The following is a 26,763-nucleotide window of genomic DNA, read 5'->3' as shown; positions in this document are numbered from 1 at the left end:
TTCAAAAGCTCGGTTATGTCGATCGTGTTCGGCAGCAACCACAAGGATAGGGGGAAACGATGATGGCATGCTTGCGCGCGACCATGTTCGGTTTGGTCTGCCTTTTGAGCTTCGCGGCCGGCATTGCGCCGTCATCCGCCGCCGACTATCCGAACCGCCCGGTGCGCTGGTTGATCGGCTTCACCGCCGGCGGCCCGGTCGATACGGTGGCGCGCATCATGGCCCAGTGGCTGTCGGACCATTTCGGCCAGCAATTCGTGGTGGAAAATCGCGCCGGCTCCGGCGGCAATATCGCAGCCGCGGCCGCGATCAATTCGCCGCCGGATGGCTATACGCTGTTGTTCGTCGCGCCCAACAACGCCATCAGCACCTCGCTTTACAAAAAGCTGCCCTACGACTTCATCCGCGACACTGTTCCGGTCGCCAGCATCATGCAGCTGACCAACATGATGGTGATTCCGACATCGCTGCCGGTCAAAACCGTTCAGGAGTTCATCGACTACTGCAAGGCCAATCCCGGCAAGGTCTCGTTTGCCTCCTCGGGCAACGGCACGTCCGTGCATATGTCGGCGGAATTGTTCAAGGCGCTGACCAAGGTCGAGATGACGCACGTGCCTTATCGGGGCTCCTCTGCCGCGATGCCCGATCTGATCTCCAACAAGGTGCAGGTGATCTTCGACAACCTGCCTTTGGCGCTGGAACAGGTGCGCGGCGGCACGCTGCGCGGGCTCGGCGTCACCTCCCCGCAGCGCTGGCCGGGCGTGCTGGATATCCCCGCGGTTGCCGAAACCGTGCCGGGATTTGAATCGGTCGGATTCTACGGCATCTCCGCGCCAAAGGGCACGCCGCCGGAGATTGTCGACATTGTCAACAAGGCGGTCGGCGAGGCGCTGAAGGATCCGAAGCTGGTCGCGCGGCTCGGCGATATCGGCGGAATCCCGAAGCCGATGACCCCAGCCGCGTTCGGCAAGCTCGTCGCTGATGAGACCGAGAAATGGCGCAAGGTGGTGGAGTTCGCAGGCGTCTCGGTGGACTAGGCAAAAGCCGCGCATCCGGTGTCATGCCCGGACTTGATCCGGGCATCCATCGCGCTTCGTAATGACTTTTTCAAAGGAAGATGGATTGCCGAATCAAGCCCGGCAATGACGAGTTGCTACGCGCCCGCCGCGACCAGCGCCGGCACGAGTTCGCTGTGAACCACCGCGGAGCTGACGAGATAGGCAAGGCCGACGAGCGCGAGGAAGCCCAGGAAGAACAGCGCGAAGAAAATTATCGATAGCCGCTTGGCGAACACCGAGACATTGGTCAGCCCAAGGACGCCGGCGATCAGCGAGATCACGAGACAAATCACAGCCCAGCGAAGCATCTCGCGCCTCCGCTCGTTCAACCCTGCCCCCAACGCCGGCTGAATGGCAAAGTTCCTCCTCCGGAACGTGCATTGCCGGATCGGCAGCCACATTGTAAGGGGTGTCGGCACCGTTGCGGTCGCGCGAGCGACAGCTAGCGGCGGGGCCTGTAGCTCAATGGTTAGAGCCGGCCGCTCATAACGGTCTGGTTGCAGGTTCGAGTCCTGCCGGGCCCACCAATAAAATTGGAGAGCGTAACTTCTCCAATGCCGCGCTATTCGAAACGGTGCGTTGATTCGGAGCGGCATCATCCCCGCCATTGAAGCGAGGAAGGCGAAACGTTCGCGGCGTGTCGCCGCCGAGCAACTGTATGGAATGGATTTGCACGGACAATCAGGCAATCCGGCTGCCGGGTCATTCGCTTGCGCCGAGCCCTCTCGTATCGATGTCGGCCGTCAATCAAATGGCTTCAATTTCAAAATTCGCAATCTCTTTAAATAAAATAAAAATTATAAAGATGTATTCAGAAGTATTCATATAAATATCTATCGTAATTTTACTTAGTTTCTATCCTTAACCAAGTGTTAATTCATCGATTTACATAAGCAATTCTCGGTTTACCTTGTTTTCATCCACCGAATTCAGGGAAACCAGGAAATGCGCCAGCCGTTAAGCCGAATCCTTTACTCAACCTTGCTCTTTTTTATTGTCGGGAACGTCGGCTCCGCGGCGCTTGAAAACCAAGTCGCGCGCGTCGGCCTCGAGGCGCTGGTTCCAGGCCCCCGGGTCAGCTGCTCCCGGCACAAGACCCCCGCGGAACCATTCGATCCACCGGCAACATCCGCCCTTCCTGGCCCTGAAAGATTCGTGGCCGGCGAACATTTCAAAGAAAACATTTCACCGGCGGCCGAAGCCAGGATTTCCTGGCTTGGTGCGACTTTCATGCGCCGCTTCGCCGGCAAGGTTGAAGACGACCCGGATGAAGCGACGCTTCACACCTATGCTCTGAGCAGAGCATCGACCAGCACCCAAATCATTGCCGAACTCGATGATCACCATGAGACCAGGCTGGCCGATCTCTGGTGTCTGTTAAAACTCCAGGCCAACGGAGAAGACGGCGCGTTGCAGACCAATGCCGTTCCGAACATATTTTTTGTGCGTGACACCACAGGCGCGCTTGGCGCGGTAGATGCGGTCTGGGCTGGCGCAGGATGGGAAATCGGGGCGAGCCAGGTGGAAGGCCAACGCGAATGGCCTTTCGGATCGCGCGTGATTGCCCGCTGATACATCGAGCGCCAGCCTCGTAACGTCTGCTTGCAGGTTCGAAACCCGCCGGGCCAGCATCCTGCCTGGCGCGACGCGCTTTGCAGGATTTGCTCCGTCTTTGATTGCGAAGCAGGATGCGCTTTCCGAAGCCTCGTTCACCCGCCGGTGACGGGTTTGCCTTGAGGTCTAACAGGACAGAAAGTGACAGCAGCTCCGAAGCCAAACTACTCACTGGCCCTGATCCCGCGCGGGGTCTGGGTGCTGGGCTTCGTATCGATGCTGATGGATATCTCCTCGGAGATGATCCATGCGCTGCTGCCGGTCTACCTGGTGACGGTGATGGGCACCTCGATGGTGACGGTCGGCTTTATCGAGGGCATCGCCGAAGCCACGGCGTCGATCACCAAGATATTTTCCGGCGCGCTCTCCGATTGGCTCGGCAAACGCAAACTTCTCGCAGCCGCAGGCTATGGGCTGGCGGCGTTCACCAAGCCGATGTTCCCGCTGGCGTCTACGGTGAGCTGGCTGTTTGCCGCGCGCTTTGTCGATCGCATCGGCAAGGGTATTCGCGGCGCGCCGCGTGATGCGCTGATCGCCGACATCGCGCCGGTTCAGCTGCGCGGCGCGAGCTTCGGCCTGCGCCAATCGCTCGATACCGTGGGAGCCTTTGTCGGTCCGTTATTGGGCATCGGGCTGATGTGGTGGACGGCAGATAATTTCAAGGCGGTGTTCTGGATCGCGGTCGTTCCGGCATTTCTGGCGCTGGCGCTGATCCTTTTCGCAGTTGAGGAACCGCGGCGGCCGCAAGATCTCCATCGGGCCGAAAATCCATTAAGTCTGCAGGCGATCAAACGCCTCGGGCCGGTTTACTGGCGTGTGGTGATGGTCGGCATCGCATTTACGCTGGCCCGTTTCAGCGAAGCCTTCCTGATCCTGCGCGCGCAGAATGTCGGGCTGAGCGTGATGTGGGTGCCCGCCGTTCTGGTCGGGATGAATGTCTTCTATGCGTTGTCGGCCTACCCCGCCGGGGTGCTGTCCGATCGGCTCAATCGCAAGGGATTGCTCGCGGCGGGATTGGTGTTGTTGGCCGGCGCCGATCTCGCGCTGGCCCTGATGCCGAACCTTGCCGGCGTCGCGCTCGGCGTCGCGCTGTGGGGCCTGCATATGGGATTTACGCAAGGCTTGTTCGCCACCTTGGTTGCCGATGCGTCGCCCCCCGAGTTGCGCGGAACCGCCTTCGGGTTTTTCAATCTGCTGACGGGTGTCGCGATGCTCGCGGCGAGCGTGATCGCCGGAGCGCTCTGGGACCTCTCAGGCCCGACAGGCACGTTCTTCGCCGGCCTGGTTTTCGCGCTGGTGGCGCTTCTCGGTCTGCTCGCCATGCGCGGCGAAATCAGCAAAGTATCCGCCGCTTGACGGCGGCGCGTTGACGCCGAACGCCTCGACTGTCTTGAGGCTGATGACAAACTAGGTCGGGCTGTCCGCCCTGCGTTGCAGCGGCGGAGCAGACAGCCAGCGCCGGTTACTCCCAGCCCCGGTTACTCCCAGCGCCGGTTACTCAATGACGATCTCGCCAACCATGCCGTGATCGGCGTGGGTCTTGCCGTCGCTGCCGGAAATGCCGCACCGCAGATCGGTGACCCGCCCGGTCGCTACCGGCACGAACCACCATTCCGCCGAGTGCCCTGGATAGACCTCGAGCTCGCGGATCGCGCCCTTGAACTCGGCCAAGGGGACGGTCTTGTCGCCGCGCAACTGGGTGACCTGGACCTTGCGGGTGAAGATCATCTGGCTGAAGGCGTGCGAGGTGAAATAATGCGGGTCGTTGCTCGGGTTCTTCAGCACAAGTTTGTAGAGCTTGCCGGTCTCGAAGCGCAGCTTGTTGGGCACGAAGGCATGCTCACCAGGTCGGCCGAGTTCGACCGTGACCACAATTGGCTCCTGGCCGGCGAGATTGCCCGCGGTCTGGGCCGCGGTGGGGGCCGCGCAGAGCGCCGCCAGGACGGACAGGGAATGGAGCAATCGCATGGAAAAACCTTTCTGTCGGACCGCCGGCTGGCGGGACGGCGGGGACCATATTGCAATTGCGAATGATTTGCAAAATGTCCGACCAGTCGTTTTCCATCGCCGGTTGCTAGCTTGCGCGGTCGCTTAAGGTTTTGGCGTGATTCGAAGGTTGGTCGGTGGTTTCGGAATATTGCCCGCGCGGATCGTAGGTTTCGCGCGCCAGATCGCACCGGCGGCCGCCAGTTCCGCGCCCCGCTTCAGCATCTCGGGCACTCTGGTAGCGTCCTGTTTGTAAGATTCCGGATCTGTCGCGTAACGCATGAGGAAGTCCCCGAATGCCTCGGAGCCTGCGGGCATCCCCTCATAAGCCTTCGCGACTTCGTCGAGCGTTTCCTCCATCCGGGCCATCGCCACCAGAAAGCGCCGCCATCGGTGCCCATCCAAGTCGAATTCGTCGCGCAGCGTCTCACCGGCCTGCTCACCGTAATTGACAAGCTTGCGGATGGTCTCTTCGGTCATGGCGAGATTGAGTCCGCCCTCCTCCGATTTGAGCACGACATGCGCAATCCGTTCCCTGTAGCCGGGAAGCGTGCTCTGCAGATTGTCCTGCCAGTCCTTCGCCGACATCAAAAGCCGCATCAAAAATTCGCCCAGGCCGTTAAAAGGCTGGACGGGCAATTGGATTCCGCTGCCGGCGCTCGATGGAAGCCAGACGCTGTCGCGATTTCGCTTCGCGTCGTAGTCATCGAGAGATATTGCGAATGTTGGCGTGTTCGGCAGCAGCCGATCGAAAAAGTGAATTGGAAAATTGCTCGATAGACCACCGTCGCTGAACAGGCATCGTCTGAGCTTGTTTCGTTCGGCCTCATCCAACAGCGTGAAATCGCGACGCCATAGCGGCACCGCGGAAATCAGAAACGGAAAGCTCAGACTCATCCAGGCCCCGACGATCACCGGCAACCGGGCCGGATCCGGGAAGTAGTAATATTCTCCGGCCTCGCCGGCGGGAGGGGCGAACGGGGCGCATTCCCTGCACAGAAATGCCATGACGCCGCTCGGGAAGATCCGGTCCCATTCGCTCCTTTCAAAAACAAAGCGGTGGTCTTCCGTTATCGGCAAAGTATAGGGACGCAGCTCCATCAGGCTGGTCGTCATCATGGCCAGCTGGATCGCCGGCCGGCCACCGGGCGGCGCGGCCAAATCGCCAAAGGTGAGCGGACGGCCGGTCTTGTTTCCGGCTGCCTCATCGATCAGCCGCGCAAGCCAATCGGTGAATCCATCCGCCGAGGAATAGGGTTGGCGAACGCCGGGACAAAGGCCAAAATCGTTGGCGACGAGGTCGGTATTTGCCGCTTTCAACAGCCGCCAGATAACTCCGGCAACAAGGCCGATCAGCGCCAGCAAAAGACCGAAAGCTGCAAACCCCGCGCCGCCGGACGCCAGGGCGATCGCAACGACGATGGCACCAGGTACGAGACCGAGCACGGCGCTTAGCCAATAACCACCGACGGCCGCCCGGATGACCGCGATCACCCGCGCCGCCCCGGTTTTCGCTTTCGAAGCGGCGATGAAAATATCGAACAGCGGTCTTAGAACCGGCGTCGGCTGGAACATGGAGAGGAGGTTGGGACCCACCTCATCGGGAATCCTGGCCACTCGATCGAAGCCTGCTTGTTCGGTGTGGCGTCCATACTCCGCTGCGGCCGCGGCCGCGGCGGCTATCGCGCCGGCCGACGTCCCGCCGATATTCGAAAACCGGTACTTTTCGGCCAGTGCAACAAGAGCAAGCGGATACACCACGCCGCTCGTGATGCCGCCTTTCAACACAATGTCGCAGACCCTTTCAGGGCTTGCGTATCGCGACGCTTGATCGGCCATCGTCAGGGCCCTTTGCATGGAAGGAAGGGTACAGTGGACTGCAGCGGGCTCAAGATAAAGTATCGAAGCGGCGGCCAGCTTCGCGCTGACAATCTCGCTTATGCCAGCGCGAGCCGCTGCCGGGAGCGGATCAACAGCGCCACCATGATGGTGACATTGAGCGCATTCCATCCCAGGCCGTTCAGGAACGCGGCTCCGTAGGAGCCGGTGGCGTCGAAGATCAAACCAGACACCCAACCGCCGAACGACATCCCGAACACGGAAGCAAAAATCACCATGCCGACGCGGGTCGCAGCCTCAGACGCCGGCATCGCCTCGCGCACGATAATGGCGTAGCTCGGCACGATGCCGCCCTGAAACAGGCCGAACATCGCCGAGATTATGTAGAGCGAAGTGAGGCCGTCGAAAAACAGATAGAACAATAGCGCAAAGCCCTGTGCCACCGATCCGATCAGCAAAGTGCGGATGCCGCCGATCTTGTCGGCGAGCAGCCCCGATCCGATCCGGCTGATGATGCCGAATGCCATCATCAGCGACAGCATCTCCGCGCCGCGCGCCACGCCGTAGCCGAGATCGCCGCAATAGGCGACGATGTGGACCTGCGGCATCGCCATCGCCACGCAACAGGAAATGCTGGCGATGCACAGCAGCACCGTCAGCGTGTTGGTGCTGATCCGCAGATCAACCCGCGGCGGCGCCGCGTTCGCGTGGCTTCGCTGCGTCGCCTTGCCGATCTGGGCGCGCAGCAGGACGAGCACGAGCGTCATCGTTAGGGCACAGAAAATGCCGATCGCGATATGGGTGGTGCGCCAGCCGGCAGACTGCACGCCCCAATTGACCAGCGGCGGCCAGATCGTGCCGCCGACATAATTGCCGCTCGCGACGATGGTCACCGCCAGCCCACGATAGCGCTCGAACCAGTGCGAGGCCTCCGCCATCAGCGGTCCGAACGTCGCCGACGTCCCCAGCCCGATCAGGCAATGCACGGCAATGAATTGCCACAGCGTGCTGGAGACACCAGCGAGCACGTAAGCTGAGCCAAGAAAAATGATGCTGAGTGCTATCGCCGCCACGATACCGAAGCGGTCGGTGATCTTGCCGGTAACGATACCGCCAAGGCCGAAGCCGAGCATGGTGAGGGTAAAGGCCAACGATACGGCGCCGCGGGTCGCGGCGAATTCGGTCTGCACCACCGGCAGCACGACCACGACCGACCACATGCCGACGCTGCCGATCGAGCCGATGATGAGCGCGAGCGTCAGCCTCACCCATGCCTGACCGGAATCCGGGGTGAATGCGGCCGAATCGCTAGATGGATCAGAGGGGGCGTGCACGGCCGCAACTTCGTCGCCCGCAGCCTTCGGGTCAAGCGGCATGGCGCGATATTGGGCATGCAGATACAGCACGGTGCAGAGCCCACGGTGCCGCCGGCACCCCGTCCTTCATCTCGGCCTCGGCGCAAGCGATACGCGGCGTCGGCGGAGGATGCGCGCGGCTCACCGGTTCACGGGCGCGCCCGGCATGATTTGAAGAAGCGGCTCCGGCCCGATCGAAATTTGACCGGTGAATGGCCGATCGTGAGCGGCGATCAGCAGTGCAGAGGCGGCTACGCCGGTCGCGAACAGCCCCATTGCGATCCCCGACGCCAGCCGGTTATCGCAGTGAACCGCGGCGATCACGATCAACTCGCATATCGCCTGCAGATACAGGCACCACCACTTGACTGAATTGACTTCTGTTTGGCTGACGATAATCCGTTGCGTGCGCGCATCCAGCGCGGACCCCAGTGCGGCAACGATCTCGCGCTGCGCGGTCTCTTGGCCCGGCCCCTGCGGAGTCATCGACACCATGAGCTGCAGCGCCTCGGCGAGCGCGGCCGGAGCCTCCCTCAATGAAGCCTGCTGGCGCGCCATCATGGGCCACTCCACCTTCGCGGCGTGTTCAACGTGGTCGCGGATCAGGTCGCGCAACCGGTCCCCCTGCTCTGCAGGCAGGCCAGCACTGAGAAGCACAACGGCTCGCAGCGCGCTGGCTTCGCGGCTCACCGTCGTGCCGGCGCGATCATTGTCATTCCAGACCTGTGCGGCAGTGAAAGCAACGAACAGACCGAAGATGATACCCAGCACCGGCAGCATGCCGGGAGAGATCGCCTTGAACGATTTTGCCCGCTCTCCGGTCGCGAGAACCGTAACGGCTGCGAAACTCGCTATCGCCAGCAGATAGGTAAAGCCGAAGATAGCCAGCGCCATCAACGGCACCGGCAGATTGTGTACCCAGTCGCTCATTGCCGCCCTCCGGTACCGCCTGCTGATCTTACTTAAGGGCGTGAACCCATAAATTCAGACTGGTCGACGGACGTCCGCTTAGGTGCGCATTCCGGACTCAAGTCGGACATCACCGCAAGTCCGGAAAGTGCCATGAGTGACCCCTCCACCGCTAGATAGTCCAATAGCTCAGCTCGCCAATTGGCGTCGGGACCCCATGCCGACTAGGGCGTGTACTCATAAATCGCGATTGTTCGGCAATAGAGCGGCGCTGCGTGCCACAAGCGGGCGAGCGCGCTGGCTAACACGTCAGCGGTCAGAATCCTCAAGCGTAGATCGCACATGTGGTAAGCTGAACCCGGTGGCTCTTCGGGCGAAACGGGAGAATCCAAGCCATGGCGAAAGCCGCGCGTGCAGTTAGCGACGCAGCCACAAGCGCCCATCGTGCCATGAAGGAACTCGCGGATCCCGTCGGCACCTTCATGGTCGATGCCTTTCAACTTCTCGCACTGTTCGTTATCGGCGCGACTACAGTCTGGTCGGCCGCGGCCATGTTTTTTGACATGGCGGCGCACGGCCGCGCCCGGATCGAGGACATCCTTCTCCTGTTCATCTATCTGGAAATCGGCGCGACGGTCGGCATCTACTTCAAGACCACGCAGCTTCCGGTTCGCTATCTGATCTACATTGCCATGACGGCTCTCGCCCGAGTCCTGATCGAAATTGTCGGCGCGGAACATCGAACGGGGTTGGACCTTTTGGTGGTGGCCGGCGCAATCCTGATCCTGTCGTTCGCAGAACTGGTTCTGAGGTTCGGATCCTACAAATTCCCGACCGATGCACCGGGTAGCGATCTGGGGCAAACCTAGCCCGAACGTACTTGGCAAACTTAATTTAGGAGTACACGGCCTAACAACCGGCGCCGTATGCCGGCCCGCTGCGGGCTGCTGTCCAAACTTGAGATTTGTCAATTGCGGTCGCTAAGCCTTTGGTAGTGAGCGTGTAAAGCGAAGAATGCCGTGTTGCTCCACAGGGGCGGTGCTGAGCATCCGGCCCCTGAGAAATGATGCTCTGACGCTACCGAGCGGCAGGCAACCGCGCTGCAGTGACCGCAACAAGGGCGCCTCCTTCGCAGCAAGCGCAACTATCTTCTTACACCGATCCTTCAGCCTATTCTGATCGCTGGGATAAATCCGCAGGAGAGTATGATGTTCAAGCGCGTTCCATTTACCCCGGGCGATCTAACCGACCATCAACTGGGCACTAACGACACTCTCACCGGCGACACCAACAGTACATCCATAACAATCACAAATCTTTTGATCGGCGATGCCGGCGGCAGCATGTTCGACTTTTCCAAGGGCGGCGACGACACCTTCTTTGGAGGATTTTTCAACGTCATCAACACTGTTTACGGTGACGCGGTTGGCAACATGTCGGACCACAGTAAAGGCGGCGACGACACCTTCTGGGGGGGCGGCAGTCTACCCGGTGCAGGCCCAGGCCAGTCCCCCACTAACACCTTCTTTGGTGACGCGGGCGGCAACATGTCCGACCACAGTAAAGGCGGCAGCGATACCTTCACCGGGGGCGCCTTTGCCAACAATATCTTCTTCGGTGACGCGGCTGGCAGCTTGTTCGATTTTGCGCAGGGCGGTGACGACACCTTCACGGCGTCCTTTGCTTTTGCCCAAAACACCTTCTACGGCGACACTGGCGACAACATTTCCGGCCACAGTAAAGGCGGCAACGATACCTTCACCGGGGGCTCCATTTCCGGCAACACCTTCTACGGCGACGCTGGCGGCAACATGTCCGACCACAGTGCAGGCGGCAACGACACCTTCACGGGGGATACCACCCTCATTGGGGGATTGCAAAACTCCGTCAACACCTTCTACGGCGATGCCGGCGGCAACATTTCCGGCCACAGTAAAGGCGGCAACGATACCTTCACGGTCGTAGCCACTTCTGGCGTATTCAACACCTTCTACGGTGATGCGGGCGGCAACATGACCGGCCATGCTGAGGGCGGAAATGATAATTTCACGGCCAGCGGCTCGGGCTCCAATAACGTCACCGGCGACGCCCTTACGATGTCGGATCACGCTGTTGGCGGCAATGATCACCTAACCTGCGGTAACACAAGCGGCAGTGGAGAGAACATTCTCCGGGGTGACGCGGACGCCATGTCCGGCTCCGCTCACGGCGGCAACGATGTTCTCACCGGCGGCAACAACAGTGGCAGTGGTCAGGTCAATAACGTCCTCTACGGCGACGCGCTGTCTTTGTCCGGCTGCAGCAAGGGCGGCGAAGATATCCTGTATGCTGGGACCGCGGCAGCCGGCGGTACTGTCAATAACGTGATGTGGGGTGACGGATTATTGTTAGGCGGCGCTAGGGGCGACCAAGATCAGTTCGTGTTCAAGGACGACGGCTTGATGACAGTCGGGACCCAGAACACCATCGAAGACTTCAGTCAGAGCCAACATGATCAGATCAAGTTCATCGATGTGGCTGGCGTGCAGTCATTCAACGATCTCGTCATCACCCAAAGTGCAGCTGACACCGTCATTACCGCAGGAGAGGATCAAGTTACTTTGCACAACTTCGCGGTTTCGCTCACGGAAAAGGACTTCTTATTTGCCTGAAAACGAAAGCCGTTCGCTCGCAAGATAGCATTCGAGAACGCGCTCGAATTATGCGCCAAGCGCTTCCCGCGGAGACCCCGATCGCGTTGGCGTGACCCGCATCGCCGGAGCCTGTCATTGGACCGCGCAGTGCGCAAACCCGCTGGGCCAATCCGCCGCACGGCTCCGGACCCAGCCTCACCCCGCCATCAACCCGCACGCCGCCGCCGATATATTTTGTCGTGCCCGCCCGCGATTCGTGACACAATTACTACAATCAAATGTCAGTTCGGTTACACGCGGAGCAGTCGATGAGTTTGGAATGGCGGGCGCGGTCAAGTTCCCTGGTCTGGTCAAATCCGGTGGCCAGGTGGTGGGGTCTGTTGACCCTGGTCAGCGGCGTAAATATCGCGGTTTGGTTCGTGCTGTACCGCCAGCTCCACCAACAGCCGGCAGGCAGTATCGGCGGCACGTCCGGCATCGAGCTCATGCTCCTGCTCAGTGCGGCCTATGTGTTTGGCTGCGCCTTCAGGTCGTTGCTTCCGCGCGCGGACGTGCAGCGAATCTGCCTGTTCGACACCTGGCTGTCGAGCGTTGTCGTCGGCCGGTCGGTAGCCACCGTGGCCGAGATCGCCTTCGCGGCGCAGTGGGCGATTATCCTGCACCAGCTGGGCATGATGACGGAAGCGGACACCACCTTGAATGCTGCATGGGTGATCCTGCCGTTGATCATCATCGCCGAATGCTTCTCATGGTATGCGGTGCTGACAACAAACTATTTGTACAACGCCATCGAAAATTCATTGTGGGCCGTTGCGTTCTTCGTAATTGGGATTGGCCTTTGCAGGTTGCTGCCGGAGTTCGATGGTCTCGTTCGCGTGGCCCTCGTCGTCGCGATAACAGGGATTGCATCCTATCTGGCGTTTCTGATGACCATCGACGTCCCGATGTATCTGAGCCGATGGCGGACCGAGGTCGGCGATGGCAGCGCGCTTCTGAGCCCTCTCGAGGGTCTGCGCGACGTGAGCACGCGCTGGGTCGTCACGCACGACCTTGCGGAGTGGAAGGACGAAATTCTCTGGATGTCGCTGTATTTCAGTGCGGCGGTCTGGGCGAGCCTCGCGCTGTGCGTGTTCTACTCGCTCGAGAATCATCTCCCGCGCTATCGTACCGAAGCGCCGGTCGCAAGCTGGTCGTCCGACGCGTCGCAGCGCGTAGCACGGATTGACGTCAGCGTGATCCGCAGCCCGACGGCCAGCGCGCCGCGGAAGTTAGCCAGCACGCTTGATACAGCGCGACCGCCGCAATGAGCGCTCCCGATCACACGGAGTTCGTTGGCGAAGACTGCGGCGATCACGTGCATGTCTTCGGTCACTATTACGGCTTACCGGTGCACTCGACGTGCCCGCTTCATCCGCGAACATCCGACATGCCCAAGCACATCATCAAGGGGCATTTGCGAGGCGACACTTAGTAGGGTCGCCAAACGCAAGAGGCCGCCGCCGACGATGCTATCATCCGAGCGAGGACCCACGGAAGACGAAGATGGACGACGAGACCAGACGCTATTGCGTCCGTACGGTCCCGTTCGGGTTGAAGTCCTGCTTCTTATCGTACCCGGAGTCGCGTAGATTTTTGATATACTGCTCGCGGTCGCTGTTGCTCACACCGCCCGGCCATCCTACCGAAGACGGACCCATACCACCAAATGCGTTTGGGTACATCGGACGGGCATATGGGTTTGGGTTCATCGGACCGGCATATGGGCTTGGGTTCATCGCGGCGGTAGATGCGTTTGGCTTTGGCTTCACCGCGCGGCTATGATGAGTCCGTTGCGCGGCCAAAGCGACAGAAGTAGAGAGAGCGAGGACAGCAAGACTGACAAGAATGCTTTTGGTCATGGTCATCTCCTCTGAGATACCCCCCTGAAGCATCTGCAAATTTTAACATAACCGGCACTCCTCGGGGTATCCGCACCTCTCTGCGTCACCATAAAGTGAAATTCTTGTCGGGGTGGCGACGATCTCCGCAAGCTCCCGCTGCGCGAGACTCCGTTGAGGGCCAAACTGAGAAGAACTCAGTACGAGCATTTGTTTTCCGCTTCGCCCTCGAATTCGGACATTGCTCGATGCACTCAGCACTTCGCAAAAGTGCCATGACAGAGACTTACCCCCGGCGCTTCCGACTCTTGATCTCGCCCGCACGCAGAGCAGCTAAACGAGCGGCAAGTACCGAAGAGCTATTTCGCAGCCGATGGCATCGCCGAGGAATGATGGTCGACAATGAGCCAATTATCGTCGCTCTTGACGTAAGTGAAGCTGTAGCGCGCGGGCAAGCTCTTGGTCTCTCCGTCCTTGACATAGGAAAACGTGTAATAGCCGGTATTGACCGCCGTACTGCCGTACACGCGGATCAGCTGATCGCCGAAGGCAACCTTGAGGCCGGGAAGAACCTTGAAGGCTGCCACGAAATAATCCCGCAATGCCGCCCGATCTGAACGTACCGTCGGCGACAGCGTCCCCCACAACACGGCGTCGTCGGAATAGAGCGGCAACACCTTGTCGGGATCGTCTTCGCCAAGTGCCACCGCCCATGTCGAGGCCGCCGCCGCCACGTCCTCCTTCGGTCCGGCCGAAGCGACGTTAGCAAACGACAGCAGGACGATGCTCAGCGCAAATCCTGCACTCGTGGCTTTCAGAGAAGATGGCATGGCGCTTCTCCCCTACGACTGGTGATCGGTGGCATCTTGGCAGCAGTGCGGCGCCGTTCAAGTACGAAAACCTACTCGTCCGGGCGCAGCGAGCGGGGAACTATGGCGATCAGGATCGCGCACGCCACATTCTGCCCCCTTGCAAAACGGACGAAGCGATGCTGACGCTTGCAAGGCCCAACGGGTCATTTTGGAACCAGGCCTGCGCAATCGCGAGGTCCGCCTGCTCCCGTCAATTGACATGGTCTGTCCGGCCCGTCAGGTCTGAAAAGTGCAAACAGGCGACATTGCGCGAGCCGCTCGCCCGAGCTTAGCCGAGCACCAATGCATTTCACGGCCTTGGCATTGCCAACTACGGACCCAATTTCCTCCCGACACGTTAATCCCGACGTGGGTCGATCGAAAGCCGGCCATGGAAACACTTGAGGCATATCTCGACAGGAAACACCAGGAACTCACGTTGCTGAACGGTTTCCTCGGCACTCCTTTGGCGCTGCGGCGCCCGGTGTCGGTGGTTGAGGTGATTGAACAAAAATTCCACATTGCCGCAGCTCTGAAGGCCGAGCATACGCTGCGCGATTGGGCGCTCACGGAGACTGCCTGGGCACATCCGGGTCGGTTGCGGGCGGGGCCCTTCGAGTTCAGCTACGATTATCAGCGCGCCGACCTCGAAGTGCGCGGCCCATCATTTTACCAATTCGACAATTCGGCGGCGGCGAACGACACCATCTACACATCCTCCGGGATGGCGGCGATATCGGCGCTGCTGCTGGCCTCCGCACGTTTGATGTCTGCAGCGGACGTCTTGGTATTGCCTGGCTCCTACGGTGAAACCCTGGAGCTGATCGAAAGCCATGCCCGCCACTTGCGTTTGGTCCCGCTGAAAAGCTCACCCGGCGAGGTCGCGTCTCGTGCCGGCCGACCGCGGATTCTTCTGTTCGATTCGTGCACGCCCGCCGCCGCATTCGAGGCGACCCTCCATTGCGCAAGGCCGCAGCTCGATCTCGTGATTTTCGACACCACCTGCTTCTCGAGTGGCTCGGGGCGAATCCGCCGGGTTCTGAGCTGGGCGCGCCGTTGGGAGATTCCCATCGTGCTCGTGCGCAGTCATACCAAGCTCGATTCTCTTGGCTTGGAGTACGGCCGGCTCGGCTCCGCGGTTTTCGTCGTCTGCGAAAAGCGTGTTGCCACGGCGAAGCAGGAACGGCTCGAGGACCTCGCCAGGGAAATGCGCAACGCCGTGCGGCTGTTCGGCGGCGCGGCGCTGCCGGCGCATTTCCCGCCCTACGCCGGAACGAAAGCCTACCGGGCGCTGACCGACAAGCGCGTCGCGGCCATTTTGCGCAACTGCCGACGGACGGCGCGCTATTTTGCGTCCGCGCTCGCCGGCTCGTCGGCGGAGCTGCATTTCGCCCACGGACTCTATGTCACGCTGGCACCGAAGCGAATGCTGGACGAGAAGCAGACCAAGCAATTGGCGGCGAATTTGTGCGGCGACTTGAGAAAGGCCGGATTGCCGTTGCGCCATGCGGGGAGCTTCGGTTTCGATTTCGGCGCGGCGGAGTGGTTCCGCGACACCAGCCGCAATCGCTATGTGGTCAGGATCGCGGTCCCCGACCTTCCGACGCCGCTGTGGGACCAAGTCGCTCGAGCCGTGGTCCAATGGTGGTCGGTGCATGAGGAGCAAAAGGTTCGCTCCGCCGGCTTGCCCATGAATGCGCCCGTTTAGGCAAATAGGTCACGCGGAGCGAAGTTCGAATGCGGAGCGCGAGCGTGATGGCCGACATCCTGCGCTGGGCGGCGTCTGTCAGCACGATCGGCGCCGGGCTGATCCTGGCTGCCCGGGTGCGGCCACGCATCACCGGCTGCGCTTTCGTCGTGCTGAGCGGAGCATCCATCATCTGGATCGTCATCGGCTATCTAACCGCGGAATATGCGCTGATGGTGCAAAACGTGGTGGTGACGCTCATCAACCTGTTCGGCATCTACCGATGGCTGATCTGGAAGGGGAAGGTGTGAAAAAGCCTGGCGCGCGGCGCTAGGTCCATCGCGGTCGCCGAATCGACGCAGGTCTATCAATTCCGACAAGCGTCAAAATAATCGCAGCGATCACCGTAAAACTTGATCTGGCGCAAATTCGAGAAATCCCATATGCTGTTTTGGGGCTAGTGGTGCGTGCGAGTAACCGCAGCGTTGCTCTCCACCTTCGGGGTCTATCTTCCTTATGCAACAAAAGGAATTGGCCCATGAAACTCACAACAATCGCTTTGGCTTCGGCGTTCGCGCTGTCTGGCACTTTCGCATTTGCACAAGCTGGCGGTGCTAACGGCACAGCGGGCGGTCCCACGTCATTGAGCGGCACCGGACCTTCCACGAGCGGAGGCGATTCACCAGGCGCGGTTGGCCGTAGCGGTCCCGCCGGTCCCGCCGCAGGCGGGTCCATGAGTGGCGGCACTAGCGGAAGCGCTGGTGGCAACCAGCGCTGTGACGATCCGAACGGCTGTCCGGGCGGTCCGACGTCACTCAGCGGAACCGGTTCGTCCCAGTTCGGAGGCTCGACGCCGGGTGCAGGCGGCAAAAACTAACAGCAAGACCAAGAGAAAATCCCGTGTGTTTCGCGCGGCCTTTATAAATGCGGCCCCGGTTGTCCTCCTCCGCCGGGGCCGTGTTGGAGCGCTACCGACAACGGGAACAGAAACGGGCGACCTATGGGCCGCCCGCTTAGTCGGAAAGGTCGCCGCGCGAGGTCTTCCTCTACTACGCTTGCACATTGATTTGGATCAACGTGAGGCGACCCAACATCGCGAACGTCGCGGGGACTCAATGTTCGGTCCGGGTCAAAAGCGCCGTCTTGAGCTTGCACCGATGGCTTCCGGTCTACCCCGATAAACGGACATTCGCAGCGTGCGTCGGCACGTCTCAAAGGCGCCGATAGTGTTGCAAAAGTCTTTCTGCATCACTGAACACAAATTTTCACTATTCAAGTTGCTCGACCTTCCACGCCATATCGGGAATGAGCGTCAACCTGTAGGTGACATTCGTACATTTGAGAACCCAGACTGCTTCGTCCGGCTTCGAGCGCTCGGCGTCCCTCACGGCACTGAGCGGCGGCCCGCCACAGCGATAGCCTTGCCTGCGTATGTGAGCCGCGAGCATTTCCGCCGTGGTTTCCTCGACTGCGTGTGCGTCTCGGTGATTACTCGGATTCCCCAGCGCGGTCACTATTGCCACAGCGCTCAAGAAAATCTTGCGATACGCGTGATACATAGCCTGTATCCGTTCTGTCACTCCCATGGCGAACTAACCGGTCGCCCGCCTTCTTATTGCTTAGGCATAGCCCGGCGTTAGCCTTGGTGATTTTCGCCCGCGCATTTTCACTTGCTATCAGGGAATCCCGGAAGCTATCGGGGAAATCCCCTGAAGCCAGGCCCGGGATTTCGCTAAACCAACACGCCGCGGCCCAATGTCTGAGGTGGGTGTGCGCCGTGAAAGGCGGCGCTTTCCAGTGGGTGCAAATCCCATCCGGCAACCGCTCCAGCCGGAAGCAATCGGAGCAGTCATGGAGGTTTAGCGTTTCACAAAGTGGTGACAGCGCGAGTGTGCAGGCCGCAACGCGAGTGAACGCCGAGCAATCCTCGAAAAGGACAATGCGCAGGTCGACCCGACAACCCTATCGGGGAAGACTGATACGTCTGGATGAAATGAGCGAAGCGATACGTTCAAACGCTGGATTCGGACACTTTTGCTTGGGTCAGAAGTTACGCTGAGCGCGGATGTTCAGCGTGAACGTGTTCTGATCCCTAAACTGATAGGTCGCGGATGGCTTCGGCGCCGACGCATCCAACATTGCCGTACCCGTGAAATTCTGGTCGAGATGAATCCACATGGTTTCGACCGAGAAGGTCAGGTTCGTGACGGGCGTCCAGCGGGTAATGACGCCAAGTTGCGAGACGTTGAAATCCGGATTGCAGCTGTAGTCGGCGGAGACCGCCCTGGTGCCGGTGTATACCGAACAGTAGGAAGCTTTTGCAGCAGCATCGTAGCGAAGAGCCGAATAGCTGCCAAAGATGCTGGTCGACCAATACGGATCCCAATTGTGATTGAAGGCCCCGCGCATACCGAAAGCCTCCGTCAGATGGATACGGCCGTCACCACCGTTTGCCGCCGGCAACCACACACCATCCGTCGTGGCTCCGAAGCCTATGCTCTGATAGGCTGCAGGATTGCTGGTGCCACCGAACATTGCGAAGCTTGGTGATTTGGAGGTAGTGGAGATCACGTTCTTCGTGTCTCCTTTCGCCCATGTTGCGTCGACCTTGATGTCGTCACCTGCACCCGTGGGAATATTCTTGATGTTCAACCCAGCCATCACCGAGCCACCCCATTTGCTTTCGGGATGCCCTGAAAGTTCGGAGGCAGAGGTCGGAGCGGCAGCACTGCCGGCCAGAGTATTGTAGGAGCCATTTACTTGGTGTGCAGCAGCCGACAACTGAAATATGCCCCAAGTCTGGTCAACGCGGATTCGACCGACCATGTCGGGACCAACGCGTCCACCATAAGCATCGCCAGATGTACCATCAGCTTTAAGCCCGGTCGAAAGATTATAGAGCGCGGTGCGATTGAATACGAAACCTTCGTCCAAACCGATCGAGCCCGACACACCGTTGCCGAAGTCGGCGGTATACTGAATGTTGTTTACGCCGTTGGCGGTGTCGTGGCCGCCGAGCAAATACGAAGTGTTATTGCCCGGAAAGCCTTGCCAGGGCGTCGCGTAGGCCGACTCGGACTTACCAAAGATAAATCCAGCGAACTGGATGAACACATTGGCCACCGCAACATAACCGCCACCGGCAGTGTCAAGCAGTTGCTCGTTGTTGCCGAGATTGGTGCTTGTTGAGTTAGGATTTTGGCTTGAGGCTAATGTGGTGAACTGGAAGTCGGCCTGAGCGAAAGTGCGGACGACGCCATATTCAGTAGCGGTGCGTGTATCGACGGCGAAATCGAGCCGCGAACGCGCACTAATTTCATTGACGTAGCGGTTGTGCTGACCACCGTCGTCGTTCCAATACGGATTGTCGAAAACGCCCGCGTTATAGTCCGCGTCAACGCGCAGATAACCACTCAGCTTGATGCAGGTGTCGGTGCCGGGTACGTACCAGAAGCCAGCACCGTAAGCCGAGCAGATCCTCACGTATTGGATCGCTCTGGCCTTAACGGGAAGGTCAGCCGCCTGGGCTCCGCTCACGGCGAGAAGACCAGCCATTGAGCAGAGGATATGGTTTTTCATCGTTTCATTACCCCCGGCCGGGCTACCGCCGAGTTGAGCTCTTGGAGAGTCGGGCGTGGTCCACTTCCAAAAAACTATCCGAAGCTGATCCCGCTTTCGGATTTCTCCGGACAAACACGGAGGAAATGAGCGAACTAATTAAGTACCCAAGAAGTCTGCTCAGGCAACAACCGACTTGATGTCCAAGAAATATGTCATTCAGACTTGGTGTTGCGAAAATGTTCCACCAATCCAGTTCCACGATTTAGCGGCCGGCTGGGTCAAAAGCTGACCTCTAGAGGCCGTTACCACGGACCTCGTTTCACCATCAGCCTGAAGCGCAGCATCCAAAAATCTTCAGCTATCTACAAGCTGGGCCGGCCGATTACTCCATCTTATCGGGGTAGACCAGAAGCGACGGGCACATGGTCAGAACAACGCGAATGACCCAACTCGGACAGTGGGGCCTTCACCGTCTTGTTTGAAACCGCGCGCCGTCATTCGAATGTGGGGCCTCACGTAGATCATCTCGGCGACCCGCAGCAAAACACTGCGTCAATTGTACCCTAAGTTGACGCATCTCAAATTGCGCCGCTGGAAAAGACGTACCTACTTAAAATTGATTGCCTGGGGCGGGAACGATGCGTTTAGAGCGATTTGACGGAAGGTTGATTCCGCAGAACGTCCGCCTCGCCCGCGCCTACACCGGCCGGGAAGTCGTCGCGCTGTGTGCGGACTATCCGTTTCTTTCTTACGATGACTGGGCAATCTGTACCACGCCAATGGATGCCCGCATCCCACAAGATTTGAGCGTCGGTCCGCTCTGCTGCCGTCGAGGAGGCCTTCGCCTCGCCACAGGACTGGCCCCGCCACTGGCTCTACGTTGCTCCGGTGAGGGACCGCTTCTGCAATCCGGACGCACCGCGCAACTTGGCACAGCAAGCTGAGTCATCAGCGTACACAAACCCTAGTAGAGCTGAGAAAGGAATGTCGGACATGGCCATTCTTTCAAACGAGCCATATGTCATCATCCATGACCAAAGGATGCGTGATCATGACGAGCAGCGCGACCGAGACGGGTACTACGGTCACGACAGGCATCACGGTCGCGATCACCACCACAAGCAACATGACCATGATAAGCTTCGGGATTCGATAGAGATCGGGGCCAACTTCACCGGTGCCACCGTCGATGTGTCCGGTTTCATTCCGCCGGATACGAACGGCGCCGTCGGACCCGATGACTTCGTGGAACTACTCAACGGCGTATACAGCGTATATGACAAGAGTGGCGTTCTGCTCGAGCGGTCGTCGCTCGACGCGTTCTGGACCACAGCCGGTGTCCAGGTAGATATCTTCTCGTTCGATCCGCGCGTGCTGTACGACCCTGAGAGCGACCGGTGGTTTGCGGCGTCCGCGGATAACCCAGGGCAGCTAAACGACTTCCTGGTCGCCGTTTCGAACACCTCGGATCCGACCGATGGCTGGCAGGCTGTGGAGATCGACAGCGATCCCAACGACGATCACTGGGCCGATTTCCCGATGCTCGGCATCGACTCTGACGGGGTCTTCTTGTCGGCCAACATGTTCCCGGTCACAACTGCAGGCGTCGTGACTACCCTCGTCGCCATTCCCAAGGATGACCTGCTGCAAGCGGCTCCGAGCATCGCAAACGTCACCCTGTTTGACGATCTCGACTCTACCGATACCGGCTTCAGTGCCCAGCCCGCGGTGGCGCATGGCACGTCCGAATCGGAACTGTTCCTATCCGACTATCTCACGTCGTCAGGTTTCCTGAAGATCTCCTCCATCGATGGTCCGATCACAAATCCGCAACTCGACGTCTTGGACCGCTTGGTCGATGTGCCTCCAGCCTCGCCTCCCCCACCGGCAATCCAGGAGGGTACGAGCGCGACGATCAACACCTTGGAGAGCCGCTTTTCCTCGAGCGTCGTGCTCCAGGATGGGAAGCTATTCGGCGTGCAGAGCATCGACGATGGCGGGCACGCCGCGCTTCGCTGGCTCATGATCGACGACCCGATGTCGGCGCCCACCCTGCTCGACAGCGGCATTATCCATCCGGACAATCTCGACGTCTACTTCGGCTCGATCGCTGTGAATCCGCTCGGCCAAGCGGTGATCGGCTTCACGGGATCCGGTCCGGATGACTTCCCCAGCGCTTACGCGGTGGCGGGCACGCTGGTGGGAGACGACCTCGAGTTCGGCGACCCGATCCTGCTGCAGGCGGGTACGGGTCCCTACACGGCGGGTAACGGCCGATGGGGCGATTACAGCGCCACCACCTTCGACCCCAATAATCCCACGCACTTCTGGACCATCCAGGAGTGGTCGGCGGGCAGCCTTGGGGCACGCGAGGATCTTTGGGCCACCCAGGTTACCGAGATCATCTTCGATCACCATGACCATGGCAAGAGCTCGGTCTGCTCGTCGGCCTGGAATGACCTCGCCATCTGACACCGGCACAGGTTCGAGAAAGCAGGACGGCAGCGGGTAACACTGTCAGGGATAGACCCGCTGCCGGACAACATGCCTGCTGAATGGCCATTGAGTCGTCTGACGCTGACTTTTCGTTACAACGACCTCGCGGGGGCGGCGGCGCTGTTTTCGGCCCATCCGGGCCGCATTGCTCCTCTGATCCTAAAGGCCGCCAAGGACGTCGAACCGGCTAAAGGATTTTTGGCCGGGCTGCGCAAGCTGTGCGATCGCGTGTTTCTGTTGTCGGGCACGCACGGCGCCGAGACAGTGGCTCTCGCTGCTTCATTGGGCGGTGATGTGAATTCTGCACTCGATCGCCCGATCCACAAGCAATGATACCCACACTGCCCATTTATTATTGACGAGCGTCAAATCAGATGCGCCGTTTTCGGCGGAGAACTTTATGCAGCTCGTGCTACACGCAGAATGGGCGTCTTTTTGCATGCGCCACGCGATCGAGACCGCACCGAGAGATGGGAAATTCGTCATTCTCGAGGATGACACGAGTATGACCTATGGCGTCGCTCACTGGTCGCCTGAGGCGGGTGAATGGGTCGGGAAAAACAGCGAGCCGAGCAAGATCGCGCCGACACATTGGCATCCAATGCCGCGCGCCGAATATCTCCTGCAAGAGGACGAAGGATCCAGCAACCCCTCTCAGGTCAGGCCGTCGGGATGGCGGCGCGGCTATAGCTTCTTCGTTGGCGTCGTTGCAGCGGCGGCGCTCATCGGCCTGTTTTTCTATGTCACGCGAGACGCCGGTCAACGGGATATCGTTAGGGTCAGCACGATCGGCGGGCAGGTCGTCGAGCAAGAGACCCAGTTGCCGAGCCAGGACTCGGGGAAGACCGACGTATTGGCGCTTGAGCAGCACGCCGAGGCCGATCAGGTCAGAGCGCAGTCGGGGGCGCAGGAGGCTGCGCAGGCCCAGCAGGTCGCGGTGGCGGCGGTACCGGAAGCCCAACAATCCCTAACGGAAGGGCGTGCCCAAGCTTTGGCGCAAGAGTTGACCGAGGACCGGCGTGCCATCAAGGGGCTCGATGTGCAGCTGCTGCGGGCGGAAGCCGCGAAGACCGCACAATCGCTCGGACAGGAGCGCGAGAAAACGGCCGCCCTCGCGCAGGAGGCCGCCGCCGCGCGACAAGAGCTGACCGCAAGCACGGCGCAACCTCGTCAAGCGCTCGACGAGGAACGCGCGCGCAGCGCCGCACTGGCGAGCGAACTGGCGACGGCGCAGCGCGAAATTGAGACGCAGGCGGCGCTGTTGAAGTCGAGCGAGGAAACAGAGCAGCTCAGGCAGGCGGAAGCCGCCAAGATCACACAATCGCTCGGACAGGAGCGCGAGAAAACGGCCGCGCTCGCGCAGGAGGCCGCCGCGGGGCGACAAGAGCTGACCACAAGCACGGCGAAACATCGTCAAGCGCTCGATGAGGAAAGCGCGCGCCGTGCCGCACTGTGGAGCGAACTTGCGACGGCGCAGCGCGAAATCGAGACGCAGGCGGCGCAATTGCGCAAGGCGAGCGAGGAAACAGGGCAGCTCAAGCAGACAGAAGCCGCGAAGAGCGCCCAATCGCTCGGACAGGAGCGCGAGAAAACGGCCGCCCTCGCGCAGGAGGTCGCCGCCGCGCGACAAGAGCTGACGGCGAGCATGGTGCAACATCGCCACGCGCTCGGAGAGGAACGCGCTCGCGGTGCCGCGCTGGCGAACGAACTCGCTCAAACGCGCCGCGAAGTCGAGAAGCAGGTAGCACTGTTGCGCAAGGCGGGCGACGAAGCCGTGGACGTGAGACAGAAACCCGCTGCTGTGGAAGAGAGGCCCGGTGTCTCCTTGCCCGCCTGGGCAAACAGCGACGCCTTGGTGAAGCCCGCCCAGGCCGCAAAGCAACCGGACGTGACGCCAGAGAACAGCAAAACGGCAATTAGACCGGTTAAAACAGTGCCATTACCCCGCGAGCACGCCATGAGCCCAGACAATGGCTACAGCTGCCAGCGCTATCGGACTTACGATCCAGCATCCGGAACCTACAGGGGCTATGACGGACGGCGCCATTCCTGCCCATAAGTTCAAGTCGGCGTTTTGAATGAAGAGGCCCCGGGCAAACCGTGCAGTCGCTTCAGCAAGTGCCCCTGCGGCGACGTGTTCGACAACGCTCGACGTCGTGCAACGGTATCACGCCGATCTTGCGCAGCGGTTTGCGGATGAGGCCGCGCTGATACCAAGGCGCACGGCGATCTTGGAACGCCTTCATGAGCGCGAACAATTGAAAACGGAGGATGGCGATGTCGACAAATGACGTTCGCGCATCGGCGCTGGCGATCAGCTCTAAGTAGTAAGCAGGCGGCTCGGTGTTCGAGGAGCACCATAGCGTGATGCAAAATCGCCCCGGAACGCTGCACTCCCTCCGTATCGGAGGGAAAACGGTCAGGCAGAACCCGGGCATTGGGCCGCGGGATCGCGAAGCTGCGTCGCGCCCCTCCCACCCGTCATCGTCCGCCAACGGGGTGTGGGAGGCGGCTCCAGTGGCGGAACGACGGCCCGAATCGGTACCCCGTTAACGCTTTCCTAACCATAAACTGGGCAAAAATTGCCGAGTGAAGTCGAGTGTCGTCGAACGCGTAAGACGGGGGAGTGCCCGTGGACGCCAGTGCGGTGCCTCACTTTCGAAACGGTGGTCCTTCGGCCGCCGCGCAGACGTTTGGCGCCCGCGACCGGCATACGCGGGGGGAAGCAGCAACCATGGTCGATGTCACGGCGGGTCAGGGCGGAGCGGCGCCGGGGACCGCATTTCCGAGCTTGAGTGAAATCGGCAACATCCTGAAGCGCGGCGATCTCGCGCTGGCGTTCGGCGTCCTCACCATTCTGGTGGTGCTGATTCTCCCCCTGCCCTCGATCGTGCTCGATCTTTTTCTCGCCATCTCGATCATCCTGTCGATCCTGATCCTGATGACGGCGCTGTTCATCCAGGCGCCACTGGAATTCTCCGCGTTCCCGACCATCCTGTTGATCTCGACCATGCTGCGGCTGTCGCTCAACCTGGCATCGACGCGGCTGATCCTGTCGCACGGCCACGAGGGCACGGCGGCAGCCGGCCACGTCATCGAGGCGTTCGGCAATTTCGTGATGGGCGGCAATTTCGTGATCGGAATTATCGTCTTCGCCATTCTGGTGATCGTGAATTTCGTCGTCATCACCAAAGGCTCGGGCCGCATCGCGGAAGTCGCCGCGCGGTTCCACCTCGATGCCATGCCGGGCAAGCAGATGGCGATCGACGCCGATCTCTCCGCCGGCCTGATCGATGAGAAGGTCGCCAAAGAACGCCGCAAGGCGCTGGAAGACGAAAGCGGCTTCTTCGGGGCGATGGACGGTGCGTCGAAATTCGTGCGCGGCGACGCGATCGCGGGCCTTTTGGTCGTCTTCATCAACGTCATCGGCGGAATCATCATCGGCGTCGCCCAGCAAGGCCTCGGCTTCGCCGAAGCCGCGCGCACCTACACGCTGCTGACCGTCGGCGATGGACTAGTCACGCAAGTGCCGGCGCTGATCGTCTCCACCGCGGCCGGCTTGCTGGTCTCGAAGGCAGGCGTCAGCGGCGCCGCCGATAAGGCGATGATGAAGCAACTCTCCGGCTATCCGCAGGCGCTCGGCATGTCGGCCGGCGTGATGCTGGTGCTGGCGATACTCCCGGGCATTCCGATGCTTCCCTTCCTCGCCCTCGGCGGCGGTGCGGCGGTGCTGGCTTGGAACGCGCGCAAACACAAGCATGCGGCCTCGGCCGCCGAAGCCGCCGCGGCAGCGGCTCCCGCGGCAGCCGCTGCTGCCAGTGCTGCGGCGGAGGAGCCGATCGCCACCGCGCTGAAGATCGACGACCTCAAGATCGAGCTCGGTTATGCGCTGCTGCCGCTGGTAAATGGCCCCGACGGTACCGATCGGTTGACCGAGCAGATCAAGGCGCTGCGCCGTTCGCTCGCGATCGAGATGGGCTTTGTGATGCCGGCGGTACGCATTCTCGACAATGTGCAGCTGGAAGCCAACACCTACATCATCAAGATCAAGGAAGTGGACGCAGGCAGCGGCAAGATCTGGCCGAACCAGTTCATGGTCATGGACCCCGCCGGCAATCAGGTCGGCGTGCCCGGCATTCACACCATCGAGCCGACCTTCGGGCTGCCGGCGACATGGGTCGACGCCAGCCTGAAGGAGGAGGCTTCGCTGAAGGGCTATACGGTGGTGGACGCCGCGACCGTGCTCTCGACCCATCTCACCGAGCTGCTCAAGAACAACGTGTCGGACCTGTTGTCCTACGGCGAAGTGCAAAAGCTCTTGAAGGAGCTGCCGAAGGAGCAAGGCGAACTGGTCAAGGACATCGTGCCGAGCCAGGTCACCATCTCGGGCATTCAGCGCGTGCTGCAGCTATTGCTCGCCGAGCGCATCTCGATCCGCGACCTCTCGACCATTCTCGAAGGCATCGCCGACGCGCTGGCGTTTTCGCGCAACCCGGCAACCATGGTCGAGCACGTTCGCGCCAGGCTGGCGCGACAGATTTGCGCGCAAAATACCTCTGGCAGCGGCTACCTGCCGCTGATCGCGCTGTCGGCGAAATGGGAACAGGCCTTTGCCGAGTCGCTGATCGGCCAGGGCGAAGAACGCAGCCTTGCCATGCAGCCCTCCAAACTATCCGAGTTCATGACCGCGGTGCGCGACCGCTTCGAACAGGCCGCCCGCGAAGGCGAGGCGCCGGTATTGGTGACGTCGGCGGCGATCCGGCCGTTCGTGCGTTCGCTGGTAGAGCGTTTCAGAGCGCAAACCACCGTTCTGTCGCAGGCCGAAATCCACCCCCGCGCGCGGCTGAAGACGGTCGGAAGCGTCTGATTTCCCGACAGATTTGACGGGGGCGACGGG

21 protein-coding genes and 1 tRNA gene are annotated in these 26,763 nt (G+C 60.5%); 13 read left to right on the top strand and 9 right to left on the bottom strand.

What is annotated here, in order from left to right; genetic code table 11:
* Nucleotides 1-59: 59 nt before the first annotated feature.
* Nucleotides 60-1,037 (top strand): Bug family tripartite tricarboxylate transporter substrate binding protein, encoded by a 978-nt coding sequence (locus N554_RS0132540; RefSeq protein ID WP_029587256.1) that lies wholly within the window; start codon nt 60-62, stop codon nt 1,035-1,037.
* 116 nt (nt 1,038-1,153) lie between these two features.
* On the opposite strand, the gene N554_RS0132535 is transcribed toward N554_RS0132540, so the two are convergent.
* Nucleotides 1,154-1,366, bottom strand: coding sequence for a DUF1328 family protein (locus N554_RS0132535; RefSeq protein WP_029587255.1), 213 nt, complete (start codon nt 1,364-1,366; stop codon nt 1,154-1,156).
* A 143-nt stretch (nt 1,367-1,509) separates the two neighbouring features.
* Here N554_RS0132535 and N554_RS0132525 point away from each other — a divergent pair.
* From N554_RS0132525 to N554_RS0132510, 3 genes are all read left to right on the top strand, one after another.
* Nucleotides 1,510-1,585 (top strand) — tRNA-Ile (locus tag N554_RS0132525).
* Between the two features lie 628 nt (nt 1,586-2,213).
* Complete coding sequence (locus N554_RS0132515; protein WP_245283791.1) at nt 2,214-2,630, top strand: hypothetical protein; 417 nt, start codon at nt 2,214-2,216, stop codon at nt 2,628-2,630.
* Between the two features lie 183 nt (nt 2,631-2,813).
* Nucleotides 2,814-4,028: an MFS transporter gene (locus N554_RS0132510; protein WP_029587252.1), complete on the top strand. Its 1,215-nt coding sequence runs from the start codon at nt 2,814-2,816 to the stop codon at nt 4,026-4,028.
* 138 nt (nt 4,029-4,166) lie between these two features.
* Here N554_RS0132510 and N554_RS0132505 read toward each other — a convergent pair whose 3' ends face one another.
* The 4 genes from N554_RS0132505 to N554_RS0132490 form a co-directional block, all read right to left on the bottom strand.
* Nucleotides 4,167-4,640, bottom strand: a complete 474-nt coding sequence (locus N554_RS0132505) for a cupredoxin domain-containing protein (protein WP_036054926.1) — start codon at nt 4,638-4,640, stop codon at nt 4,167-4,169.
* 123 nt (nt 4,641-4,763) lie between these two features.
* Nucleotides 4,764-6,497 carry a patatin-like phospholipase family protein gene (locus tag N554_RS0132500; RefSeq protein ID WP_197033826.1) on the bottom strand — a complete coding sequence of 578 codons (1,734 nt, stop codon included), beginning with the start codon at nt 6,495-6,497 and terminating at the stop codon, nt 4,764-4,766.
* 98 nt (nt 6,498-6,595) lie between these two features.
* On the bottom strand, nt 6,596-7,873 hold the full coding sequence (locus N554_RS0132495) for an MFS transporter (protein WP_081851548.1): 1,278 nt from the start codon (nt 7,871-7,873) through the stop codon (nt 6,596-6,598).
* A gap of 120 nt (nt 7,874-7,993) precedes the next feature.
* On the bottom strand, nt 7,994-8,782 hold the full coding sequence (locus tag N554_RS0132490; protein ID WP_029587248.1) for a bestrophin-like domain: 789 nt from the start codon (nt 8,780-8,782) through the stop codon (nt 7,994-7,996).
* Nucleotides 8,783-9,156: 374 nt separating this feature from the next.
* Between N554_RS0132490 and N554_RS0132485 the strand changes: the two genes are divergently transcribed.
* The 3 genes from N554_RS0132485 to N554_RS0132475 all read left to right on the top strand — a co-directional run bounded on the left by N554_RS0132485 (nt 9,157) and on the right by N554_RS0132475 (nt 12,701).
* Entirely contained in the window at nt 9,157-9,630 is a 474-nt protein-coding gene (locus N554_RS0132485; RefSeq protein ID WP_051677837.1) for a phosphate-starvation-inducible protein PsiE, read from the top strand.
* Nucleotides 9,631-9,969: 339 nt separating this feature from the next.
* Nucleotides 9,970-11,412: a hypothetical protein gene (locus tag N554_RS0132480; RefSeq protein WP_245283789.1), complete on the top strand. Its 1,443-nt coding sequence runs from the start codon at nt 9,970-9,972 to the stop codon at nt 11,410-11,412.
* 290 nt (nt 11,413-11,702) lie between these two features.
* On the top strand, nt 11,703-12,701 hold the full coding sequence (locus tag N554_RS0132475; RefSeq protein WP_245283788.1) for a hypothetical protein: 999 nt from the start codon (nt 11,703-11,705) through the stop codon (nt 12,699-12,701).
* A 255-nt stretch (nt 12,702-12,956) separates the two neighbouring features.
* Here the strand turns inward: N554_RS0132475 and N554_RS0132470 are convergent, their stop codons facing one another.
* Together N554_RS0132470 and N554_RS0132465 are read right to left on the bottom strand one after the other, a co-directional pair.
* The gene (locus N554_RS0132470; protein ID WP_156042237.1) at nt 12,957-13,292 is read right to left on the bottom strand and encodes a hypothetical protein; all 336 of its coding nucleotides are present in this window, start codon (nt 13,290-13,292) and stop codon (nt 12,957-12,959) included.
* A 338-nt stretch (nt 13,293-13,630) separates the two neighbouring features.
* Complete coding sequence (locus N554_RS0132465; RefSeq protein WP_029587243.1) at nt 13,631-14,101, bottom strand: SgcJ/EcaC family oxidoreductase; 471 nt, start codon at nt 14,099-14,101, stop codon at nt 13,631-13,633.
* Nucleotides 14,102-14,513: 412 nt separating this feature from the next.
* Between N554_RS0132465 and N554_RS0132460 the strand changes: the two genes are divergently transcribed.
* The gene (locus tag N554_RS0132460) at nt 14,514-15,830 is read left to right on the top strand and encodes a hypothetical protein (protein WP_029587242.1); all 1,317 of its coding nucleotides are present in this window, start codon (nt 14,514-14,516) and stop codon (nt 15,828-15,830) included.
* A gap of 47 nt (nt 15,831-15,877) precedes the next feature.
* Nucleotides 15,878-16,120, top strand: coding sequence for a hypothetical protein (locus N554_RS0132455; protein ID WP_036054921.1), 243 nt, complete (start codon nt 15,878-15,880; stop codon nt 16,118-16,120).
* Nucleotides 16,121-17,077: 957 nt separating this feature from the next.
* Here the strand turns inward: N554_RS0132455 and N554_RS0132450 are convergent.
* Together N554_RS0132450 and N554_RS0132445 are read right to left on the bottom strand one after the other, a co-directional pair.
* A complete protein-coding gene (locus N554_RS0132450; protein ID WP_029587240.1) occupies nt 17,078-17,368 on the bottom strand; it encodes a hypothetical protein in 291 nt (96 codons plus the stop codon).
* Nucleotides 17,369-17,852: 484 nt separating this feature from the next.
* A complete protein-coding gene (locus N554_RS0132445) occupies nt 17,853-19,388 on the bottom strand; it encodes a porin (protein ID WP_029587239.1) in 1,536 nt (511 codons plus the stop codon).
* Nucleotides 19,389-20,363: 975 nt separating this feature from the next.
* Here N554_RS0132445 and N554_RS0132435 point away from each other — a divergent pair.
* The 4 genes from N554_RS0132435 (at nt 20,364) to flhA (ending at nt 26,733) form a co-directional block, all read left to right on the top strand.
* The gene (locus N554_RS0132435) at nt 20,364-21,842 is read left to right on the top strand and encodes a hypothetical protein (protein ID WP_156042236.1); all 1,479 of its coding nucleotides are present in this window, start codon (nt 20,364-20,366) and stop codon (nt 21,840-21,842) included.
* A 90-nt stretch (nt 21,843-21,932) separates the two neighbouring features.
* Complete coding sequence (locus N554_RS0132430; protein WP_036054919.1) at nt 21,933-22,199, top strand: hypothetical protein; 267 nt, start codon at nt 21,933-21,935, stop codon at nt 22,197-22,199.
* A 67-nt stretch (nt 22,200-22,266) separates the two neighbouring features.
* Nucleotides 22,267-23,925 (top strand): BA14K family protein, encoded by a 1,659-nt coding sequence (locus N554_RS42545; RefSeq protein ID WP_156042235.1) that lies wholly within the window; start codon nt 22,267-22,269, stop codon nt 23,923-23,925.
* 573 nt (nt 23,926-24,498) lie between these two features.
* Nucleotides 24,499-26,733, top strand: a complete 2,235-nt coding sequence (flhA, locus tag N554_RS0132415; RefSeq protein ID WP_156042234.1) for a flagellar biosynthesis protein FlhA — start codon at nt 24,499-24,501, stop codon at nt 26,731-26,733.
* The last annotated feature ends 30 nt before the right edge of the window (nt 26,734-26,763 follow it).

Origin of the sequence: Bradyrhizobium sp. URHD0069 (genome assembly GCF_000701345.1) — a bacterium.
Taxonomy (GTDB): Bacteria; Pseudomonadota; Alphaproteobacteria; order Rhizobiales; family Xanthobacteraceae; genus Bradyrhizobium.
The sequence above is the reverse complement of the archived record's forward strand: the minus strand, read 5'-3'. Positions and strand labels throughout refer to the sequence as shown.

Coding starts and splice junctions, on each gene's coding strand:
- N554_RS0132540 (WP_029587256.1), top strand. CDS start 60: ATGATGGCATGCTTGCGCGCGACCATGTTCGGTTTGGTCTGCCTTTTG.
- N554_RS0132535 (WP_029587255.1), bottom strand. CDS start 1,366: ATGCTTCGCTGGGCTGTGATTTGTCTCGTGATCTCGCTGATCGCCGGC.
- N554_RS0132505 (WP_036054926.1), bottom strand. CDS start 4,640: ATGCGATTGCTCCATTCCCTGTCCGTCCTGGCGGCGCTCTGCGCGGCC.
- N554_RS0132500 (WP_197033826.1), bottom strand. CDS start 6,497: ATGGCCGATCAAGCGTCGCGATACGCAAGCCCTGAAAGGGTCTGCGAC.
- N554_RS0132495 (WP_081851548.1), bottom strand. CDS start 7,873: ATGCCGCTTGACCCGAAGGCTGCGGGCGACGAAGTTGCGGCCGTGCAC.
- N554_RS0132490 (WP_029587248.1), bottom strand. CDS start 8,782: ATGAGCGACTGGGTACACAATCTGCCGGTGCCGTTGATGGCGCTGGCT.
- N554_RS0132485 (WP_051677837.1), top strand. CDS start 9,157: ATGGCGAAAGCCGCGCGTGCAGTTAGCGACGCAGCCACAAGCGCCCAT.
- N554_RS0132480 (WP_245283789.1), top strand. CDS start 9,970: ATGTTCAAGCGCGTTCCATTTACCCCGGGCGATCTAACCGACCATCAA.
- N554_RS0132475 (WP_245283788.1), top strand. CDS start 11,703: ATGAGTTTGGAATGGCGGGCGCGGTCAAGTTCCCTGGTCTGGTCAAAT.
- N554_RS0132470 (WP_156042237.1), bottom strand. CDS start 13,292: ATGACCAAAAGCATTCTTGTCAGTCTTGCTGTCCTCGCTCTCTCTACT.
- N554_RS0132465 (WP_029587243.1), bottom strand. CDS start 14,101: ATGCCATCTTCTCTGAAAGCCACGAGTGCAGGATTTGCGCTGAGCATC.
- N554_RS0132460 (WP_029587242.1), top strand. CDS start 14,514: ATGGAAACACTTGAGGCATATCTCGACAGGAAACACCAGGAACTCACG.
- N554_RS0132455 (WP_036054921.1), top strand. CDS start 15,878: ATGGCCGACATCCTGCGCTGGGCGGCGTCTGTCAGCACGATCGGCGCC.
- N554_RS0132450 (WP_029587240.1), bottom strand. CDS start 17,368: ATGTATCACGCGTATCGCAAGATTTTCTTGAGCGCTGTGGCAATAGTG.
- N554_RS0132445 (WP_029587239.1), bottom strand. CDS start 19,388: ATGAAAAACCATATCCTCTGCTCAATGGCTGGTCTTCTCGCCGTGAGC.
- N554_RS0132435 (WP_156042236.1), top strand. CDS start 20,364: ATGGCCATTCTTTCAAACGAGCCATATGTCATCATCCATGACCAAAGG.
- N554_RS42545 (WP_156042235.1), top strand. CDS start 22,267: ATGCAGCTCGTGCTACACGCAGAATGGGCGTCTTTTTGCATGCGCCAC.